The sequence below is a fragment of the Nonomuraea monospora genome (assembly GCF_039531895.1).
Taxonomy (GTDB): Bacteria; Actinomycetota; Actinomycetes; order Streptosporangiales; family Streptosporangiaceae; genus Nonomuraea; species Nonomuraea monospora.
This window is the reverse complement of sequence record NZ_BAAAQX010000043.1, coordinates 80,523-98,064: the sequence shown is the minus strand read 5'-3', so window position 1 is coordinate 98,064 and position 17,542 is coordinate 80,523. Positions and strand designations below refer to the sequence as shown.

The window sequence follows — 17,542 nt, the reverse complement described above, 5'->3', positions numbered from 1 at the left end:
CCCGCGAAAAGGGCTTCGCCGGGGGCGCTTCGCGCACTCAGCTCAGGCGCTTCTATTCAGGCGCCTCCGGCGCCTCTCGCCCGCCCCAATCCCCTTTACCGGGCTGGCCGTTGGGAGCCCACCCCGAAACAAGGGCTTCGCGCAGTCGCGCTCAGGCGCTTCAACCAGGCGCCTGCGGCGCAACCCCGGCGCCTTTCGGCGCTCTCGCGCACAGTTGCCCGATCACCGAACAGGCCACTTCATCCCCGCCAGCCGCCCCAAGCCGGGTCGCACCATCCGCCTTCTCAGCCAGCCACACTTCGTCCTTGCTCAGGTGATCGAGCAGGCCGGCGTCATGCGACGTGAAGACCATCTGCGCACCCTCCGGATTCGTGACCGGATCGCGGAACAGCGCGAGCAACCGCATGGACAGCGTCGGATGCAAGCCTTCACTAGAGCCGTCGAACAGCAGCAGCGAACCGGCCTTGAGCGCCCCCAGCACTGGGCCGATGAGATCGAACCACGCACGCATCCCCTCTGACTCCTGAGCGAAGTCAAGCGCTGCCTTCTCCTCAGCCGTCCGATGCACGAGACGTGTTCTGCGCCGCGTTCGCGGCCCCTCGATCAGCACGTCATCGATGCCCGGATCCACGAAGCGAAGCAGCTCCAAGGCCTGGGCCCGATCCGCTTGGGACGGCATGTCGGGTCGCTCCGGATCGAGCCACGACATGGTTCCTCCTGCCGGCGGGCCGCTGATCGGCAAGCCGAGAGTCCGGCCCGCGAGCAGGTGATCCGCGAAGCGGGACACCATGGGCTCGTCGAATCTTCGTGCGATCGACAGCGCCAGCGTGCGAGGCGTCAGGAGTCGCCGCGTACCGGACAAGTTGCCGAGGCCGCGCTGGAGCTTGAGATGCTGGGCGTCCCGCTCGAAGATCCGTCGGCGGTTCTTCCCCGAGTAGTGGAACAGGGCTTCGTAGTGCACCGCCTGGCGATCGAGTGCCACGGCATAGGCGTACCGCACACCAGAGACGGCGTACTCGACGGTGAACTCAGACAGGCGCTTCCGGCCCTCGGCGAATGCGAACGGCTCGACGGGAATCTCGTCGTCCCACAGGCGCAGCGACTCGCGTACGGCCTCGCGGAGCCAGGCGATGGCGGCGATGACGTTGGACTTGCCGGAGGCGTTCGGACCGAAGATCGCCGCAACCGGGAGCAGGCTCTTGCACAAGCCGGGCAGTGGGCGCGCCCCGGCCCGGCTCCGATCGATGGCCATCATCGACAACTCGACCGGATCAAGCATGGAGCGGAAGTTCGCCACCTCGAAGCGGATCAGCACAGCCACACCTTCCAGCGTCTACGCGGCAAGAGTGCCTTCCCTCCCGTCCTAAGCGATCTCTTCCATCGGGATCTGCCAGCGCCGATCACCAAGGGACACCGTCTGACCATCCGGACTCGCCTCAAAGGCGAAGTGCACCCAGCCGGGCCGCCCTTCGTTCTCCCAGACGGCGTGAGCCTCCTCCACGCGATCCCACAACCTCCGCCGCCCGCCCATCTCCACTCGGCGGCTTCCATCGGCGTCGGGCTGCTCCGCGACCCTGGCCCACGAACCATCGGGCGTCTTGACGCCGCTGGCATCCTGGCCGTCTAAATCCGTCGTCCAATACCGTCGCGCCTGCGGAAGGTACAGCTGTGCCAGGAACGCGAACGCCGCATCACCCAGCAGGTCAGGATCGATTCGGGTCCTCGTCACGGTTGACGTATCAGCGAAGGATTCTTCATGAGCCGTCGTGTGACGCGAAGGCATGAAGCCCGCCCACCGTTCCATGAACCGCCCTTGCGCGATGTTCCCTTCCCCCACCCGCGCCAGCAACATGGCTCCTCCGAGCCCGCCGGTGACGTTGGTCAGGATCAGACCTCCCGATCGGGTCTGCTCGATCCAGGCAGGGGGAACGTAGCCGAGCCCGCACGTGGCGAGGACACGGTCATAGAGGGCGTTCGGCGCGTAGCCTGCCCGGCCATCAGCGGTCACGATGGTCGGATGTAGCCCGATGGTCGCCAGCCGTTCGCGAGCGCGGCCAGTCAGCTGTGCGTCGATGTCGATGCTCGTCACTTGTCCGGCGCCCAGCCGTCTGCTGAGCAGAGCCGCGTTGTAGCCGGTCCCGGTCCCGATCTCCAGAACGCGCTGCCCCTCCCGGAGATCTGCGGTCTCCAGCATCCACGCCATCAGGCCCGGCTGGGTCGAAGAACTGGAATGCCGGCCGAACCCGCTGCCTCCGGCGAAGATCTCCTCCACCGGGCGTCCCTCCACCTGGGTCAGCAGAGTCTCGTTGGCGTAGACACCGTTCAGCCATTCGGCATGCTGATCGGGGTCGAGACTGCTGACCAGGTCGTAGCGGCTGCCCTGCGGCGTGTCCACGAGGTAGGCGAAGTGTGGGACGAGCACGTGGCGGGGAACACTCGCGAACGCCTCCCGCCAGGCCGGATCGCTGATGTCCCCGCTCTTGACCAGCTCGTCTGCGAGCCTCTCGGCCAGAGCCCACGCTCCCGGCCCGTCCTCGAACCTCTTCACGCTGCTTGTGGCCCCTTCCAGCAGGGAGGCGATCGGCACGCCGCACGTCGCCTCCAGCCAGACCCTCTTGCACGGTCCGGGGACATATTCGTCCGCGTCGTAGTCTGCCGTGTACCTGGAGGAGGCACACGAGGTCCGAGCCTATGAGGGTGTGTTCGACTACCTGCGAGCTGCGGCCATGAGCCCCAACGACTCCCGGTCTATGCTGATAGAGGCTTCGGAACAACTTCCGTGAAACCTGGACAAAAGGAACTGTGATGACCGAGCCGAATGAGTGGATCAAGAGCTCGTACAGCGGCGGGAATGGCGACTGCGTCGAGTTGGCCAGCGTCGGATCAATGATCGCCGTGCGGGACTCCAAGAACCCTGATGGCCCAAGGCTGTACTTCACCCGCTCGGAGTGGGACGCCTTCCGCAGAGGACTCATCGACGGCGAGTTCGATTCGCTCTGAGCGCGGTGAGCTCCCACCGGAGCCCAACCAACGTTCGTCTACAGCGCCTTGACGTGTCGGCCGAGACGGGTCGAGCGCTGGTGGTATTCGAGCGCATTTCGGATGCCACACTGCCCCTGGAGGATTGTCACAACATGGATCGGCAGGACGAGGCCTTGATGAATAACCTGGCCGAGGCCATCATGGGCATTCGCATTCCAGACGCCCCGACCATTCGGCAGGCTGCGGTCGAGCCGTACCTGGCCTCCGACGGCGAGGCGGCGCTCAAGGCCGTCATCATCGCGGACGCGCCGGACGAGAACGGCTGGTCGGCCGAGTTCACTCACGCGCTGCGCAGGCAGGTGAACACGCTTGCCGTCGAACACCACTTCGCTGAGCGCGTCTACGTCACACTCTTCACCCAGGAAGACGTCAGCGAGCTGGCGAAGGACAACCGTTGGCCAGGCTGCCCGGCCCCGGATCGGGATGACCCTGGGCCGGGATGGCGCCGGTCGGCTCAGCTCGACAACCCGCTGAACATGCCAGGCTCGTAAGCCCCGCCCTGATTCCGCAGAATCACATTGAGCCGATTAGCAGCGTTGATCATGGCGACCAACGCGACCAGCGCGGCGAGCTGATCATCGTCGTAATGCTTCCGCACCTGCTCCCAAGTCTCATCCGACACCCCAAGGTGCGCGTCGGCGAGCCGGGTGCCCTCCTCGGCGAGCGCCAGCGCAGCCCGCTCCGCCTCGGTGAAGACGGTGCTCTCGCGCCACACCGCGACCAGGTTGAGCCGGACCGCGCTCATGCCGTCGGCCGCGGCGTCCTTGGTGTGGTAGTCGACGCAGAAGGCGCAGCCGTTGATCTGGCTGGCGCGGGTCATCACCAGGTACTGCGTCTCCTTGGGCAGCGACGACTGCTCGATCACCGTGCTGACGCCGTACAGCCGCTTGCTGAACTTGGCGCCGAGTTCGTTGGCGAACATGTTGAACCGGAGGTCCATGGGGTCTCCCTCACTCACTGGTGGTGTCGTGTGCCTGATGACATGGAGATGCCGGTGACCGGGTTCTCGTGACAGTGCGGGTTTGTGATGTATGCCACCGACGGCGGGTGTCACAGGGCGGTGGGGAGCGGCATCTCGTGTGTGGGACGACCTAAGCGACGCGGGCAGGAGTCAGCCATGAGTGAGGAGCGGGCCGGCGGTCGCGTGGGCGCGGGTGAGCCGGCCGGTGGCGGGAGCCGTATGGACGCCGCGACCGAGGCGTTCGTCGCGCATCGCAGCCTGCTGTTCACCGTCGCCTACGAGATGCTCGGCTCGGCCGCCGACGCCGAGGACGTCCTTCAGGAGACCTGGCTGAGGTGGGTGGGCGTCGAGCTCGGCGAGGTGCGGGACCAGCGGGCGTACCTGGTGCAGATCACCACCCGGCAGGCTCTGGGACGGCTGCGGGTGCTCGGCCGCCGCAAGGAGTCCTACGTCGGGCCGTGGCTGCCGGAGCCGCTGCTGACCGCGCCCGACGTGGCCGAGGACGTCGAGCTGGCCGAGAGCGTGTCGATGGCGATGATGCTGGTGCTGGAGACGCTCAAGCCGACCGAGCGGGCGGTGTTCGTGCTGCGCGAGGTGTTCGGGCTGGACTACGAGGAGATCGCGGAGGCCGTCGGCAAGAGCGCGGTCACGGTACGGCAGATCGCCCGCCGGGCGCGGGCGCACGTGGCGGAGCGCCGGCCGCGCAGCGTCGCCTCCCCGGCGGAGTCCCGTGACGCGCTGGCGGCGTTCAAGCGGGCCATCGAGACGGGCGATCTGCGGGACCTGCTCGGCGTGCTCGCGCCGGACGTCGTCCTGCTGACGGATGGCGGCGGGGTCGTGCAGGCCGTGCCGCATCCCGTCGTGGGGGCCAGGAAGGTGGCTCATCTGCTGGACGTCGGCCTGCCCAAGCTCAGCGGCCGGGTGACGGCCACGCCGGCGCAGATCAACGGCTGTCCCGCGCTGATCGTCCGGATCGATGGGGAGATCGACAACGTGGTGGCGGTGCGGGTGGACGACGGGCTGGTGAGCGGGCTGTACTTCGTGCGGAATCCGGAGAAGTTGTCGCGGGTGCGGCGGGAGATCACGGTCAGCCGCTGAGCCCCGGCTGTGGCCGCGTGTTGACCTTCCCCCTGGGTGAAGCCGCACCATCATCGATACCGGTCGCGGTGGCCGGGACGAGGAGGAGTGGTGGTGCGGCTGCTGACGATCGGGTCGTTCGCCCGGGCGGCGCGATTGTCGCCCAAAGCGCTGCGGCTCTATGACGAGCTCGGGCTGTTGCGCCCGGCCGCCGTGGACGGCGAGTCCGGATACCGGTTCTACGATCCGGCGCAACTGGAGCGGGCCCGGCTGATCGCCTGGTTACGGAGGCTGGGCATGCCGCTGGCGCGGATCAGGAAGGTGTGCGACCTTCCGTCGGACGCCGCGGCCGGCGAGATCGCCGCGTACTGGGAGCAGGTTTTGGCGGAGACCGCCGCCCGTGGCGAGCTGGCCACCTTCCTCGTCGACTACCTGTCGGGGAGAGGGAGCACCGTGGAAGAGCTGCTCGGGATCCGCTACGCCGCCCGGTCGGATTCCGGGCTGGGGCGGACGAGCAACGAGGACACCGCCTACGCGGGCCCGCGCCTGCTGGCCGTGGCCGACGGGGTGCGCGGGTCGAGCGGCGACCTCGCCAGCGCCGCCGCCGTCGAGGCGCTCAAGCCGCTGGAGACGATGACCGTCCCGGCCGGGGACCTGCTCGGCGCCCTGGCCGAGGCGGTCGGGGACGCCGATCGGGCGCTGCGGGAGATCGCCGCTTCCGCGCCGTCGGGCGAGGCCGTCACCACGCTGACGGCGCTGCTGTGGTCGGGCTCGCGGCTGGCGCTGGTGCACATCGGCGACACGCGGGCGTACCTGGTGCGGGACGGCGAGTTGTTCCAGATCACGCACGACCACACGTATGTGCAGGCGCTGGTGGACGAGGGGCGGCTGACGGCGGAGGAGGCGGCCTCGCATCCGCGGCGTGCGCTGCTGGCGCGGGCGCTGATGGGGACGGGCGGCGTGCGTCCGCAACTGGCGCTGCACGACGCCGCGGCCGGTGACCGGTACCTGCTGTGTTCGGACGGGCTGTCCGCCGTGGTGCCCGCTTCGTCGTTGCGCGAGGTGCTGACCGGGGAGGGGGCTCCTCAGGAGGTGCTCGACGAGCTGGTCGCGCGGGCGTACGCGGCGGGAGCGCCGGACAACATCGCCTGCGTGGTGGCCGACGTGGTGAGCCTGGAGACGCCGGTCGCTGGAGGCGAGCAGTGAGGCGGCAGACGCCGACGGCCGGGGACGGCCGGTGATGGCGTCGCTCGGTGCTTACACGATCGACCGCCGCCCCCTGGCCGTCCCCGCCTTCAGAAGACTCTGGACGGCCTCAGCGGCAGGCGCGATCGGCGGTTCTTTCGGCGTCGTGGCCGTCCCCGCGCAGCTCTACACGGTGAGCGGCTCCTCGGCGGTGGTGGGCGCGGCGAGCGCGGTGTCGTTCGCGGCGCTGGTGGTGGCGTCGCTGTGGGTAGGCGCGCTGGCGGACGTGCGGGACCGGCGGTCGGTGCTGCTGGCGGCGCACTGCGGTCTGACGGCGACGTACGCGGCGCTGTGGCTGCAGGCGGTGCTGAGCGCGGGCTCGGTGCCGCTCCTGATGGCGCTGGTCGCCTGCCAGAGCCTGTCGCTGGGCGCGATCATGACGACGATGGGCGCGGCGGTGCCCCGGTTGGTCCCGGCCGAGCTGTTGCCCGCGGCGAACAGTCTCAGCTCCCTCACCCGTTACGCCGGCTCGATCGTCGGGCCGGTGCTGGCCGGCGTCCTGATCCCGGTGGCCGGGCTGAGCACGCTGTATCTCTGTGACGCCGTCGCCCTGCTGGCGGTCGTCTGGGCGGTCGTCAAGCTGCCGCCGCTGCCGCCCCGGCCAGGCCCTCGCGAGCGGACGGCCGGGGTGCGGCATCTGGCGGGCAGCCGGCTGCTGATGGCGGTGCTGCTGGTGGACCTGGCGGCGATGGTGTTCGGCATGCCGGTGGCGCTGTTCCCCGAGCTGGCCATGCACACCTTCGGCGGGCCTGCGGGCGGCGGCCCCGAGCTGGGGTTGCTCTACGCCGCCTACCCGGCGGGGGTGGTGGTGGCCGGGCTGATGTCGGGGACGTTCACCCGCGCACGCCGCCACGGCGCCGTCATGGCGGGAGCCGCCACGGCGTGGGGGCTGACGGTGGTGCTGCTCGGGCTGGCCGGGCACCTCTGGGCGGCGCTGGCGGCGCTCGTCGCCGGTGGGGCGGTCAACTTCGTGCTGAGCACCTTCCGGAACGCCATCACCCAGGCGCACACCCCCGACGCCCTGCGCGGCCGGATCCAGGGGTCGCTCACCGTCGTGCTGTTCGGCGGGCCGCACCTCGCGAACGTGTTGCACGGGGCCGCCACCTCGGTCCTCGGCCATCGGGTGGTGATCTGCGCCGGCGGGCTGCTCACCGTGGTGACCGTGGCGGTCGTCACGTGGGCGTTCCCGGAGCTGCGGCGGCTCGGCGCGGACACCAGGTGATCAGGAACGCTGGGCGAGGCGGTGCAGTTGCCCGTCGTGCACGTCGCTCACCCACTCCCAGCCGGGCTTGGCCGACGGGCCGATCCGCGGGTCCTCGGGATCACGCCCCTCACGCAGGGCGAGCACGTACGCCCGATCCAGCTCGATCCGGGCCTGCGCCTCGCCCGCCCCGCCGACCGACCCATGACCGGGGACGACGACCTCGACGTCACCCGCCACGGCCTCCAGCAGCCCCAGCGCGCGCAGGTACTCGTCGATCGGGTCGGCGGCGCCGTCGAAGTCGAGCATCGGAACCAGGACGTCGGACAGCATGTCGCCGGCCACGAGAACCCCGCGTTCCTCGATGAACAGCGCCGCGTGACCCGTGGCGTGCGCCTGGTGCTCGATGATCCGGGCCTGCGGGCCGTCCCAGGGGACCCGCGTCGCCTCGGCGGGCAGGGCGGTGACGAGGCCGAGCAGGTCCATCGGCACCTGCCCGGCGATCTCCGTCTCCAGCAGGTGGTCGGCGATGCGCTCCTTGGCGCCCGCCTCCGCGAGCTGATCCCGGACGGAGGCCGCGCAGCGCGCGGTGCCGTAGCGGGGCGGTGCGCCGAGCCGGGCGTGCCAGAGCAGATGATCCCAGTCGGGATGCGTGGAGAACCCCGCCACCACGGGCCGGCCCGACCCGCTGAGGTCGTCCGCGAGGCAGTCGAGCTCGGAGCCCGTCACCCCGGGGTCGATGAGCAGCACACCGGCCCGGCCCTCCACCACGACGGCGTTGCTCTGCACGAACTCGCTCTCGTGGACCAGCACACCCTGCGCGACCTGCCTCAGCACGAGCCCGCCTCCTTCGCGTCCTGAATGGCGTAGTGATGCATCGTGACGCCGTGCTCGAACGATCGCTGCTCGATCAGTTCGAGATCGATCGGCATGTCATAGTCGTCGAACAGCGGCCTGCCGAAGCCGAGGATCGAGGGATGGGTGAAGAGCAGCAGCTCGTCGAGCAGGCCCGCCCGGAGCAGTTGGGTGGCGAGCGACGCGCCGCCCACGCTGATGCTGCCGTCGGTCGCGGCCCGCAGGGCGGCGAGTTGCTCGATGGCGTCGTCCCCGCCGATGATCCGGGTGTTGTGATCGGCGCTGCGGCGGGTGCGGGAGACGAGCACCTTGGGCTTGGCGGTCCAGATCTCGCCGTATTCGCGCAGGAAGTCCGGCAGCGACGCGTCGTCGCACGCCCGTGGCCAGCACTCCATGACCTCGTAGTAGACCCGGCCGTGGACCATGAGGGCGAGCGACCGCGTCAGCGCGTTGGCCACGCGGTGCAGCTCCTCGCCGAGGCGCAGCCACTCGCCGGCGCCGTTGTCTCCAGGAACTTGCTCGATCCGCAGGTCGAGGGAAACCTGCATCGAGTAGACGAAGCGGCCCATAAGCTCCTCCTCCCAGAGTGATTGTATTCTGCAACTACTATCGGTAGGACGAAACCCCTGTCAAGGAGGAATGGTGGAACCACGGTCCGGATGTCCGATCAACGCCGCCGTCGAGGTGCTCGGGGATCGCTGGTCGTTGCTCGTGCTGCGCGACGTCATCTTCGGCGACCGCCGCTACTTCCGGGCGCTGCTGACCGGGTCGGTGGAGGGCATCGCCTCGAACATCCTCGCCGACCGCCTCGTGCGGCTCGTCGAGGCGGGCCTCCTCACCCGCGGCACCGCCCTGCGGGGGCAGCGCGCCCGCTACAGCCTCACCGAAGCCGGCATCCGGACTCTTCCCATCCTTTACGCCCTCGGCGACTGGGGGCTCGACTGGCGGCCGGGCAGCGCCGAGCTGCGGAGCCGGCAGCAGGTCATGCGCGATGAGGGGCCGGCGTTCATCGAGGAACTCATGGACGAGCTGCGCGTCCGCCACCTCGGCGCCCCGCCGAAGCCGCACGACGGTCCTGGCCCGTTCGAGCGTCTTGAGGCCGCTGCCTGCCGAATCTCAGGGCGAACGGAGTGAGCATCGACTCCAGCTGCACCGCGAAGCTGATCTTGCTGGACCCGGCGTTGCGCTCCTCGAAGTGGATCGGCATCTCGACGATCGCCCGCCCCAGCCGCTTGCACCGGTAGTTCATCTCCACCTGGAAGCTGTAACCGTCGCTGCGGATGGCGTTCAGGTCGATGGCTTCGAGCACGTCCCGATGCCAGATCTTGAAGCCTCCCGTCGGGTCGCGCACGGACAGGTGCAGGATCGTGTTCACGTAGAGGCCGGCGAACCGGCTCAGCAGCCGCCGGTGCCGGCCCCACTGCGTGGACAGGGAGCCGCCCGCCACGTACCGACTGCCGATCACCACCCCGGCCTGGGTGGCGAGGATCGTGCCGAGCAGGTGCGGGATGTACTCGGGGCGGTGGCTCAGGTCACCGTCCATCTGCACCACGTATTCGTCGCCGCGCCCGAGCGCCTCCTGCATCCCGGCGAGGTGGGCGCGCCCGATGCCCTCCTTGACCTTGCGGTGCAGCACCACCATGCGGTCGGGACGCTCCTCGTTGGCGCGCTTGGCGAGGTCGTCGGCGAGCGCGCCGGTGCCGTCGGGCGAGTCGTCGTCGGCGATGATCAGGCGGAGGTTGGGCAGGTCCAGGGCGAGGACGCGGTCCGTCAGCTCGCCGAGGTTGCCTGCCTCGTCGTACGTCGGCACCACGACCGCGACGCGCGCCTCCCGCCAGGGGGACGGCAGCGACCAGGCTCCTTCGTTCAAGACGCTCTCCTTGTACGGGCACGATGGCCCCAACACCCTACGGGCCCGCAAGATCACCCGCCTCCCGCTCTCCACGGCCGGGCTCGCGGGCACCTGATCGAAGAATCATGGAACCGCCGTCCCCGCCCGCGGCAATTACCCATGTCATGACAGCGAGCACCCGAGAGGCAAGACATGCGACACGAGAGCCGGGCGAACGCCTCGCCCCGGCCCGGCGCGGGGGTGAGCGAGGGCTCCGCGAGAAGCGGACCACCCTGGCCAGGCAGCCTGACGAACAGCCGCCGCGTGGAAGACCCGCGGCTCACCCATCCGGCGGAAGACCCGCCGCCCGCCACGGATCCCGAACGGTTCGCCAGGCTGTTCATCGACCACGCCCCCGAGCTCAAGCGGTACGTAGTGCGCCGCCTGGGCCTGGAACCGGCCGACGACATCGTGGCCGAGACGTTCGCCGTGGCCCTGCAACGGCTGGACTCCTACGACGGGCGGCGCGGCGACGAGCGCGCCTGGCTGTACGGCATCACCACGAACCTCATCGGCCGGCATCGCCGCCGCGAGATCGGCCTGTACAAGGCGCTGAGCCGGACGGGCGTCGACGCGGTGATCGAGCCGTTCACGGACGAGGTGGAGCAGCGGGTGGTGGCGGACGGGGCGCGCAGGCGGCTGGCGAAGGCGCTGGCCGGGCTGTCGCGCAAGCACCGGGACACGTTGCTGCTGGTGACGTGGACGGAGCTGACGTACGAGGAGGCCGCGGTGGCCCTCGGCGTGCCCGTCGGCACCGTGCGGTCGCGCGTGAACCGGGCTCGGAGCAGATTGCGCCGGGTGCTCGCCGGCATCGATCCAACCGTCGCGGACGAAGGATGACTGATGGTGAACGAGATCGAACTCCTCAGGGAGATGCGCAGCGAGGTCCCCGAGGGGATGAGCGTGGCGGAGGCGGAGCGGAAGCTGACCGAACGAACGGCCGGAGGCGTCCGTCCCGCCCGGCCGCTTCCGCGGCTCCGGCTGGGGGTCAGCGTGGCGGGCGCGTGCCTGCTCGCCGTCGCGGCCGTGGCCGTCCTGCGTCCCCAGCAGGCGCCCACAGTGCCTCAGCCCAGCGTGGCGGCACAGCCCAGCGGTACGGCGCACTCGAGCGGTACGGGACAGGCGGGTGGCACGGTGGCGATGCTGGAGCAGGCGGCGCTGGTCGCCGATCGCAGCGCCGCTCTGCAGATCCGGCCCGACCAATGGTTCTACGTCAAGGAATCGCAGCACTTCGACGGCGCCGACCTGCCGACCTTCGAGTCCTGGGCCAGGATGGACGGGAAGCGGCATGCCCTCAGGACGGAGGACGGCGAGCTCAAGTTCGGCAAGGAGAAGGGCCCGACTCACGTCGGGCGTACGCAGCAGGAGGTGGAGGCGCTGCCGTCGGACCCGGACGCGTTGCTGGCGCACTTCCGTGGGCTCGACCGCGAGCTGACTCCCCTGTCGGTCTGCCCGCTTACCTGCCCGCCGGAGATAGCGGAGGACGTCAAGGTGTTCGGGGCGATCGGGTGGTACATGAAGTTCGGGGCGATGATCCCGCCGGACACCGTCGCGGGGATGTATCGGGCGCTGGCCAAGCTTCCGCAGGTGTCCATCGAGGAGGGTGCCACCGACGCGGACGGGCGGCCGGGGATCGGCGTGGTGTTCGACGCCGGCGACGGCGTCAAGGCGTACTACATCCTGGATCCGGAGGACTACCACTACATGGGGGTGAAGATAGTGGGGAGTGACAACGGGACCATGGGGATGTCGGTCCTTGGGGCGGGGATCGTGGACCAGGCGGGCGACATTCCCTGATCCGTTCCCTGGTCTGTTCCCTGGTCTGTTCCCTGGTCTGTTCCCTGGTCACCAGTTCACCAGCGACAACAGGCGTTCGGCCTGGGTTCGGTCCTCCGCGGCCAGGGTGATGCCCTTGACCAGGGTGAGCAGGTCCCGTACGTCCAGGTCGGCGCGTACGTCGCCGGCGCGTACGGCGTCTGCCAGCAGGGATGATGCGGCGGTGAGCATGGCGCGGTGCCAGCCGGCGACCTGGTCCGTGTCCGTGTCCGCGCGGGGGAGATGCCGCCCCGTGGCCACACGGGCCGTGTGGCCGCTGGCCGCCTTCCGTCCAGCACCACCACGCGCCCCATTCGCGCCGCTCAGACCCCGTCCGGCCTCCTCACCCGCCGGACTGGACACATTTCGACCGGTCCCCTCATCCGCCGGGTTAGGCACATCCCGCCCGGCACCCTGACGCCCCGTCCCCTGATGCTCCGCGCCCGCGCTGACCACATCCCACCCTGCAGCCATGCGGGCCGGGGGTGCGAAGGCCAGGTCGGGCTTGGTGGCGACGTGGTCCATGAACAGGCGCAACCACTCGTGCAGCGCCTCCCGTGGCGAGGCGGCCTCCGAGCGCAGCGTTTCGGCGGACGCGCAGAGCTGCGTGACCTCGTCGGCGTAGACGGCGATCAGCAGGTCGGAGCGGGTGGGGAAGTGCCTGTACAAGGTGGCGTTCCCGACCCCGGCACGGCGGGCGACGTCGTCCAGCGGCGCGTCGGTGCCGCGCTCCGCGAAGACCTGCACAGCCGCCGCCAGGAGCAGGTCTCGGTTGCGCTGGGCGTCCACTCGCACCGATCTCTCCTTGCTAACCGGGGAACTCCCCACTTAGAGTAGCCGAAGTCCGAAAACGGGGAGTTCCCCGCTTACCTGGAGGAGGCACAGACATGACCGCTGGAGAGGTACATCGGCGAATCGTCGAGCTCTACCCGCAAGTGCTCGCGACCGGGCGGATGGACGAGGCGCTGGCCTTGATCGACCCGGACGTGATCGACCATCGGGGCGGCACGGAGGGCGACCACCACGGGGTGGAGGCGTGGCGCGAGAAGTGGGAGCGGATGATGTCCGGCGAAACCGGGTTCCATGATGTGTCGGTCGAGGTGGAGCGGAACGTGGCGGATGGTGAGCTGTCGTCCAACGTGTATCTCAGCCGGGGCACGCACACGGCGACGGGCCGGAGGTACGAGGTGCGCGGTCTGGACATGATCCGCGTACAGGACGGCAGGATCGTCGAGCACTGGGCTGTGAGAGACGCGGTGGCCATGCGTCATCAGCTCGGGCAGTGACACGCGGAGAGCCGGCGCGGTCGAGCACGGACGTCAGCCGGTTCGCTTGATTTCGCGACGCCAGCCGGGCCGGTTGATTTCGCGACGCCAGCCGGGCCGGTTGATCGCAGACGACCTGGTGGTTCAGGTGACAACCTGCCGCGACTCCACGTGCCCGCCCCTCCGCCTGAATGCCCGCCCAACTGCGTACCTGCGCGCCCGTCCCCGCCCTGGCGCCTGCCCGCCCATCTGAGCGCGCGCCCGCACGTCGGCACCCTCCCGCATGACCGCCCGTCCGTCCATTCACGCGCCTGCGCGCCTGGCACCCTCCCGAGCGACTAACCGCTCGCCTGTCTGCGTGCCCGCCCGCCTGCCCCGCGCAGTTGCCCATTTGCCAGCCCAGCGCGCCCGCCCGCCGCCTCGCACACCACTCCCGTGGACGCAACCTCGCACACCTGCCGGCCTGCCCGCACACCTGCCGGCCTGCCCGCTCGCCTGCCTAGCCCAGCTGCCAGTGAGCCAGCCAGTCAACCCGCCACGCAGCCAGCCAACCCACCACCCAACCGCCCAGGTCGAGCACACTCGATCGTTCCACTGAGTCAATACCGCGCGACCAAGCGCAGCCCTGTCTCCACAAGGAGCCAGCCAACCCGCTGCTCCCACGTACCGGACGCAGATCGTGACCGGCGGGCCAGGCGGTGACGATCGGCCTCCGCCCGCAGCTCGCGGCCCCTCTCCCGCTCGACATACAGGTACAAGTCAGGATCTAACATCGAACGCCCTCAATTCCTGATGGCCGATGGTTGATGGGTCAGGCGCGGAACGGGAAGCCGTACGTCTGGACGGCGACGTTCTCCCGCCCCTCCGTGTCCCCCGCGTCCCGCGCCGCCTCCGCCCGCACCTGATAACCCCGCACCAACTCACCGATCTCCGCACGCAGGGAGCGCAGTTCCGCCACGTTGAGCGGCATCAGCGACTCGGAGGAGAAGGCGGAGTCGCGCCAGTCGTCGCTCCACGCCCCCTTGGCGTCGAGGTAGCTCTCGTACAGTTCGACGCGCTGCCGGGCGTACACCCGGGAAACGGCGGTGTGGACGGCGTTGCGCTCGGGGGCGTCGCGGAAGTCCTCGTCCATGGAGGACATGCTGGTGACCACCGGCCGCCACCATCGCTGCCTGGCGTCGCCGCCGGGCCCCTCGAACTCCTCGATGATGCCGTGCTTGGCCAGTTTGCGCAGGTGGTAGCTGACCAGCGACACGGCCTCGCCCACCTGGTCGGCGAGTTGTGAGGCCGTGGCCGTGCCCGCGACGTAGAGCGCGCGGTAGAGCTTGATGCGCAGGGGGTGGCCCAGGGCTTTGAGCGTGTCGAGGTCGGTGATGCGGCGGGTCTGTTCGGGGGAGGACATGACTCCACCCTAGATACGAAAGAAAAATTGCGCAACTTTTCTTTCGTATCTAGCGGAAGAGCCACCGGGTCTGGGCGTAGTCGCCCTTGCGGAACCCCAGCACCTTGGCCGGAGCCACCGCGAACACCATCGCCTCTCCCCCATGGGCGTTGACGAACCCCTGGTCCCCCACGTCGAAGTGCCACTCCGCGGTGTACTTCGCCTCCCACGCGTCAGCCAGCCGCTTGAGCCTCACCGGGTCGGTGACGCGCTCGGCCACCCCCTCCACCATCAGGTCCAGCCCCTCGTGCAGAGCGCTGGCCCCCGTGGTCAGCACACAGTTGCGGTTGCCCTCCAGGTTCCTGGCCTTCTGCTCCTCCGCCCCCGTACAGAAGTGCAGGGCGTCGTCCTGCCAGACGCCCATCAGCGTGGTGACGTGCGGGCGGCCGTCGGCGCGCACCGTGCTCAGCCAGTACGTCTCAGCGTTCGTGAGCTGCTCCCTGGCCTCGGCCCAGGGGGTCGCGGCGGCGTTCTGGGCGCTGAAGCGGGCATCAAGCTGCGTCGTGGGTTCCATGGTCGCTCCCTCGGATCGGCTGTCTCCAGGACAGACCGGCGGAGCCCCCGGAACTCATCGCGTCGAGAGGACCGGCAGGTCGTAGACCCGGCGGACGCTGCTTCCGAGCCTGCTCACGTCCGCCCCGTAGACGTGCAGCGACACCCCCGTCTCCGAGCTGGTGTTGCGCACCTTGTGGATGTCACCGGGCGGCGCGAACCCGCTGACCTCCCCCGGACGGTTCTCCGCCCGCCCGATCTCGACGAGATGATCGCCCAGGTCGCGGTAGAGCGTCTCGTTCTCGATGCCGCTGAGGATGCCGAACGTGCACCACGACACGTGGTCGTGGATCACCGTGTCCTGGCCGGGGCGCCAGACGACGCCGACGACGGAGAAGTGCTCCTCGGCGTGGAGGAGGTGGGAGACGTACCGTTCGGGCGAGCCCGCCCGCTCCTGCGGCGTGAGGATGTCGAGGCTGGGGAGGTGCTCGCGGAGCAGGGCGGCGACGGCGAGCGCGGTCTCATGGCCGTCGAGCCGGCGGCCGACGATCCGCGACACGCCCGAGACGATCGGTTCGAGCCCGGGCCTGGCGACTGTGGTGGCGGCCACATCCATGGTCATCCCCTAGGAAGAATCAGCAATCTGCCTTCCCCTCCTACGGTCCTTCATCTGCAACGATAGGTCCAACAGAAGTCTTCTGGGCGACCTATAGATACGATTGATGAATGCTGGATGTCGTACGCCTGCGCGTCCTCGTGGCCGTCGCCCGCAAGGGCTCGCTCACCGCCGCGGCCAAGGAGCTGCACTACTCGCAGCCCTCCGTCAGCCACCACCTGGCCCGCCTGGAGGCCGAGACAGGAGCCAAGCTCATCCAGCGGGCCGGGCGCGGCATCCGGCTCACGGAGGCGGGCCGGCTGCTCGCCGAGCGGGCCTCCGACATCATCGGCCGCCTCGACGCCACCGCCGAGGAGCTGGCCGCTCACGTGGGGCTGCGTTCCGGACGCGTGCGCCTGGCCGCCTTCCCCTCCGCGCTCGGCACGTTCATCCCGAAGGCCGCCGGCCTGATGGCCGCCGCCCACCCCGGCCTGCGCCTGCAGCTCACCGAGACCGAGCCGCCGGAGGCGCTGCGGCTGCTGCGGGCCGGGCGCGTGGACGTGGCGGTGATGTTCCGGTACGACGACACCGCCCCCGAGGACGGCGGCCTCCACCTGCTCCACCTCCTCGACGACCCCAGCTACCTCGTCTCCGGCACGACACCCGGGGAGCTGGCCGACCACGCGGAGTCGGCGTGGATCGCCGGGTGCGACCGGTGCCGCAGCCATCTGCTGGACGTCTGCGACAAGGCGGGGTTCGAGCCGCGGATCGCGTTCACCAGCGACGACATCGTGGCCGTGCAGGCGCTGGTGGCTGCCGGGCTGGGCCTGACCATGCTGCCGGGGCTGGCGCTGGCCGCGCACCGGCATCCGGAGGTCGAGGTGACGGAGGTGCCGGGGTCCACCCGGCATGTGTACGCGGCGGTTTACGGTGATCCGCCCCATCCCCCGGCCACCGAGGCGCTGCTGACCGCTCTGCGGGAAAGCCTTTGACGCCGGTTCTAGCATGGCCCCATGCCGGACATCTCAACACTCGCCATCTTCTGCGTGGCCACCCTCGGGCTGCTGCTCGTCCCCGGGCCCGCCGTCCTCTACATCGTCACCAGAAGCGTCTCCCAAGGCCGCACCGCCGGCCTGATCTCCGTGCTCGGCATCCACACCGGCTCGATCGTGCACATCGCCGCCGCCGCGCTGGGCATCAGCGCGCTGCTGGCCGCCTCGGCCACGGCGTTCACGATCGTCAAGTACGTGGGCGTGGCGTACCTGCTCTGGCTCGGCGTCCGCAAGCTCATGCAGAAGGGCGGCGGCGAGGAGACCATCGAGCTGAAGGTGCAGTCGCGGCGGCGGCTGTTCTGGGAGGGGTTCGTGGTGAACGTGCTCAACCCCAAGACCGCGATCTTCTTCCTGGCCTTCCTGCCGCAGTTCGTCGTCCCCTCGGCGGGGCCGGTCTGGCTGCAGATCCTGGTGTTCGGCCTCGTGTGGCTGCTGCTCGGGATGGCGTCGGACGGCACGTACGCGATGCTCGCCTCCGCCCTCGCCGGCCGCATCCGGAGCTCGGCCCGCGCACGACGGCGGCTGGACGTCGGCAGCGGACTCGTGTACCTGGGACTGGCCGCCTGGCTCACGACCGAGAAGGCCTGACAAGCCAGGAAATTTCCCCGCC

Annotated in this window: 22 protein-coding genes; 12 read left to right on the top strand and 10 right to left on the bottom strand. The window is 69.7% G+C overall.

The window, feature by feature from the left end; all coding sequences use genetic code 11:
• Positions 1-160: 160 nt before the first annotated feature.
• Positions 161-1,315: an AAA family ATPase gene (locus ABD331_RS50495; protein ID WP_344492861.1), complete on the bottom strand. Its 1,155-nt coding sequence runs from the start codon at positions 1,313-1,315 to the stop codon at positions 161-163.
• Positions 1,316-1,363: 48 nt separating this feature from the next.
• Positions 1,364-2,587, bottom strand: coding sequence for an ATP-grasp peptide maturase system methyltransferase (gene tgmC / locus ABD331_RS50490; protein ID WP_344492859.1), 1,224 nt, complete (start codon positions 2,585-2,587; stop codon positions 1,364-1,366).
• Between the two features lie 70 nt (positions 2,588-2,657).
• Between tgmC and ABD331_RS61170 the strand changes: the two genes are divergently transcribed.
• Genes ABD331_RS61170 through ABD331_RS50480 form a run of 3 tightly spaced genes read left to right on the top strand, consistent with a single transcriptional unit; the run spans position 2,658 to position 3,533 of the window.
• Positions 2,658-2,783, top strand: a complete 126-nt coding sequence (locus ABD331_RS61170; RefSeq protein ID WP_425566251.1) for a Scr1 family TA system antitoxin-like transcriptional regulator — start codon at positions 2,658-2,660, stop codon at positions 2,781-2,783.
• Between the two features lie 22 nt (positions 2,784-2,805).
• Complete coding sequence (locus ABD331_RS50485; RefSeq protein WP_344492857.1) at positions 2,806-3,000, top strand: DUF397 domain-containing protein; 195 nt, start codon at positions 2,806-2,808, stop codon at positions 2,998-3,000.
• A 53-nt stretch (positions 3,001-3,053) separates the two neighbouring features.
• Positions 3,054-3,533, top strand: a complete 480-nt coding sequence (locus tag ABD331_RS50480) for a hypothetical protein (protein WP_344492855.1) — start codon at positions 3,054-3,056, stop codon at positions 3,531-3,533.
• Here the strand turns inward: ABD331_RS50480 and ABD331_RS50475 are convergent.
• Positions 3,497-3,982, bottom strand: a complete 486-nt coding sequence (locus ABD331_RS50475; RefSeq protein WP_344492853.1) for a carboxymuconolactone decarboxylase family protein — start codon at positions 3,980-3,982, stop codon at positions 3,497-3,499. The genes ABD331_RS50480 and ABD331_RS50475 overlap by 37 nt on opposite strands.
• A 177-nt stretch (positions 3,983-4,159) precedes the next feature.
• On the opposite strand from ABD331_RS50475, the gene ABD331_RS50470 reads away from it, so the two are divergent.
• The 3 genes from ABD331_RS50470 to ABD331_RS50460 all read left to right on the top strand — a co-directional run bounded on the left by ABD331_RS50470 (position 4,160) and on the right by ABD331_RS50460 (position 7,547).
• Positions 4,160-5,101, top strand: a complete 942-nt coding sequence (locus tag ABD331_RS50470; protein ID WP_425566250.1) for an RNA polymerase sigma-70 factor — start codon at positions 4,160-4,162, stop codon at positions 5,099-5,101.
• A 93-nt stretch (positions 5,102-5,194) separates the two neighbouring features.
• Entirely contained in the window at positions 5,195-6,286 is a 1,092-nt protein-coding gene (locus ABD331_RS50465; RefSeq protein WP_344492851.1) for a MerR family transcriptional regulator, read from the top strand.
• Positions 6,287-6,320: 34 nt separating this feature from the next.
• Positions 6,321-7,547, top strand: a complete 1,227-nt coding sequence (locus tag ABD331_RS50460; RefSeq protein WP_344492849.1) for an MFS transporter — start codon at positions 6,321-6,323, stop codon at positions 7,545-7,547.
• Here ABD331_RS50460 and ABD331_RS50455 read toward each other — a convergent pair whose 3' ends face one another.
• Complete coding sequence (locus ABD331_RS50455) at positions 7,548-8,363, bottom strand: MBL fold metallo-hydrolase (protein WP_344492847.1); 816 nt, start codon at positions 8,361-8,363, stop codon at positions 7,548-7,550. It abuts the gene before it with no gap.
• Complete coding sequence (locus ABD331_RS50450) at positions 8,357-8,950, bottom strand: dihydrofolate reductase family protein (RefSeq protein WP_344492845.1); 594 nt, start codon at positions 8,948-8,950, stop codon at positions 8,357-8,359. Before ABD331_RS50450 ends, ABD331_RS50455 begins: the two co-directional genes overlap by 7 nt.
• Positions 8,951-9,020: 70 nt before the next feature.
• Between ABD331_RS50450 and ABD331_RS50445 the strand changes: the two genes are divergently transcribed.
• Positions 9,021-9,515 carry a winged helix-turn-helix transcriptional regulator gene (locus tag ABD331_RS50445; protein WP_344492843.1) on the top strand — a complete coding sequence of 165 codons (495 nt, stop codon included), beginning with the start codon at positions 9,021-9,023 and terminating at the stop codon, positions 9,513-9,515.
• Here the strand turns inward: ABD331_RS50445 and ABD331_RS50440 are convergent.
• The gene (locus tag ABD331_RS50440) at positions 9,400-10,251 is read right to left on the bottom strand and encodes a polyprenol monophosphomannose synthase (RefSeq protein WP_344492840.1); all 852 of its coding nucleotides are present in this window, start codon (positions 10,249-10,251) and stop codon (positions 9,400-9,402) included. The two genes, ABD331_RS50445 and ABD331_RS50440, sit on opposite strands and share 116 nt — an antisense overlap.
• A 174-nt stretch (positions 10,252-10,425) precedes the next feature.
• On the opposite strand from ABD331_RS50440, the gene ABD331_RS50435 reads away from it, so the two are divergent.
• Both ABD331_RS50435 and ABD331_RS50430 read left to right on the top strand, forming a co-directional pair.
• Complete coding sequence (locus tag ABD331_RS50435; RefSeq protein ID WP_344492837.1) at positions 10,426-11,112, top strand: RNA polymerase sigma factor; 687 nt, start codon at positions 10,426-10,428, stop codon at positions 11,110-11,112.
• Between the two features lie 3 nt (positions 11,113-11,115).
• Positions 11,116-12,069 (top strand): CU044_5270 family protein, encoded by a 954-nt coding sequence (locus tag ABD331_RS50430; protein WP_344492833.1) that lies wholly within the window; start codon positions 11,116-11,118, stop codon positions 12,067-12,069.
• A 48-nt stretch (positions 12,070-12,117) separates the two neighbouring features.
• Here ABD331_RS50430 and ABD331_RS50425 read toward each other — a convergent pair whose 3' ends face one another.
• Positions 12,118-12,882: a TetR/AcrR family transcriptional regulator gene (locus ABD331_RS50425; RefSeq protein WP_344492829.1), complete on the bottom strand. Its 765-nt coding sequence runs from the start codon at positions 12,880-12,882 to the stop codon at positions 12,118-12,120.
• 92 nt (positions 12,883-12,974) lie between these two features.
• Between ABD331_RS50425 and ABD331_RS50420 the strand changes: the two genes are divergently transcribed.
• Positions 12,975-13,373 (top strand): ester cyclase, encoded by a 399-nt coding sequence (locus ABD331_RS50420; protein WP_344492826.1) that lies wholly within the window; start codon positions 12,975-12,977, stop codon positions 13,371-13,373.
• Between the two features lie 790 nt (positions 13,374-14,163).
• On the opposite strand, the gene ABD331_RS50415 is transcribed toward ABD331_RS50420, so the two are convergent.
• The 3 genes from ABD331_RS50415 to ABD331_RS50405 are packed head-to-tail and all read right to left on the bottom strand — an operon-like array spanning position 14,164 to position 15,907.
• The gene (locus ABD331_RS50415) at positions 14,164-14,754 is read right to left on the bottom strand and encodes an ArsR/SmtB family transcription factor (RefSeq protein ID WP_344492823.1); all 591 of its coding nucleotides are present in this window, start codon (positions 14,752-14,754) and stop codon (positions 14,164-14,166) included.
• A 49-nt stretch (positions 14,755-14,803) separates the two neighbouring features.
• Positions 14,804-15,307, bottom strand: a complete 504-nt coding sequence (locus tag ABD331_RS50410) for a pyridoxamine 5'-phosphate oxidase family protein (protein ID WP_344492820.1) — start codon at positions 15,305-15,307, stop codon at positions 14,804-14,806.
• Between the two features lie 54 nt (positions 15,308-15,361).
• Positions 15,362-15,907 (bottom strand): cysteine dioxygenase family protein, encoded by a 546-nt coding sequence (locus ABD331_RS50405; RefSeq protein WP_344492816.1) that lies wholly within the window; start codon positions 15,905-15,907, stop codon positions 15,362-15,364.
• A gap of 104 nt (positions 15,908-16,011) precedes the next feature.
• On the opposite strand from ABD331_RS50405, the gene ABD331_RS50400 reads away from it, so the two are divergent.
• Positions 16,012-16,872, top strand: coding sequence for a LysR family transcriptional regulator (locus ABD331_RS50400; RefSeq protein WP_344492813.1), 861 nt, complete (start codon positions 16,012-16,014; stop codon positions 16,870-16,872).
• A gap of 21 nt (positions 16,873-16,893) precedes the next feature.
• On the top strand, positions 16,894-17,520 hold the full coding sequence (locus tag ABD331_RS50395; protein ID WP_344492810.1) for a LysE family translocator: 627 nt from the start codon (positions 16,894-16,896) through the stop codon (positions 17,518-17,520).
• The last annotated feature ends 22 nt before the right edge of the window (positions 17,521-17,542 follow it).

Excerpts from the sequence above, each read along its gene's own strand:
- ABD331_RS50420 (WP_344492826.1), top strand. The coding sequence starts at position 12,975 with ATGACCGCTGGAGAGGTACATCGGCGAATCGTCGAGCTCTACCCGCAA.
- ABD331_RS50400 (WP_344492813.1), top strand. The coding sequence starts at position 16,012 with ATGCTGGATGTCGTACGCCTGCGCGTCCTCGTGGCCGTCGCCCGCAAG.
- ABD331_RS50475 (WP_344492853.1), bottom strand. The coding sequence starts at position 3,982 with ATGGACCTCCGGTTCAACATGTTCGCCAACGAACTCGGCGCCAAGTTC.
- ABD331_RS50410 (WP_344492820.1), bottom strand. The coding sequence starts at position 15,307 with ATGGAACCCACGACGCAGCTTGATGCCCGCTTCAGCGCCCAGAACGCC.
- ABD331_RS50430 (WP_344492833.1), top strand. The coding sequence starts at position 11,116 with ATGGTGAACGAGATCGAACTCCTCAGGGAGATGCGCAGCGAGGTCCCC.
- ABD331_RS50435 (WP_344492837.1), top strand. The coding sequence starts at position 10,426 with ATGCGACACGAGAGCCGGGCGAACGCCTCGCCCCGGCCCGGCGCGGGG.
- ABD331_RS50445 (WP_344492843.1), top strand. The coding sequence starts at position 9,021 with ATGGTGGAACCACGGTCCGGATGTCCGATCAACGCCGCCGTCGAGGTG.
- ABD331_RS50395 (WP_344492810.1), top strand. The coding sequence starts at position 16,894 with ATGCCGGACATCTCAACACTCGCCATCTTCTGCGTGGCCACCCTCGGG.
- ABD331_RS50405 (WP_344492816.1), bottom strand. The coding sequence starts at position 15,907 with ATGACCATGGATGTGGCCGCCACCACAGTCGCCAGGCCCGGGCTCGAA.
- ABD331_RS50415 (WP_344492823.1), bottom strand. The coding sequence starts at position 14,754 with ATGTCCTCCCCCGAACAGACCCGCCGCATCACCGACCTCGACACGCTC.
- ABD331_RS50470 (WP_425566250.1), top strand. The coding sequence starts at position 4,160 with ATGAGTGAGGAGCGGGCCGGCGGTCGCGTGGGCGCGGGTGAGCCGGCC.
- ABD331_RS50460 (WP_344492849.1), top strand. The coding sequence starts at position 6,321 with ATGGCGTCGCTCGGTGCTTACACGATCGACCGCCGCCCCCTGGCCGTC.
- ABD331_RS50450 (WP_344492845.1), bottom strand. The coding sequence starts at position 8,950 with ATGGGCCGCTTCGTCTACTCGATGCAGGTTTCCCTCGACCTGCGGATC.
- ABD331_RS50485 (WP_344492857.1), top strand. The coding sequence starts at position 2,806 with ATGACCGAGCCGAATGAGTGGATCAAGAGCTCGTACAGCGGCGGGAAT.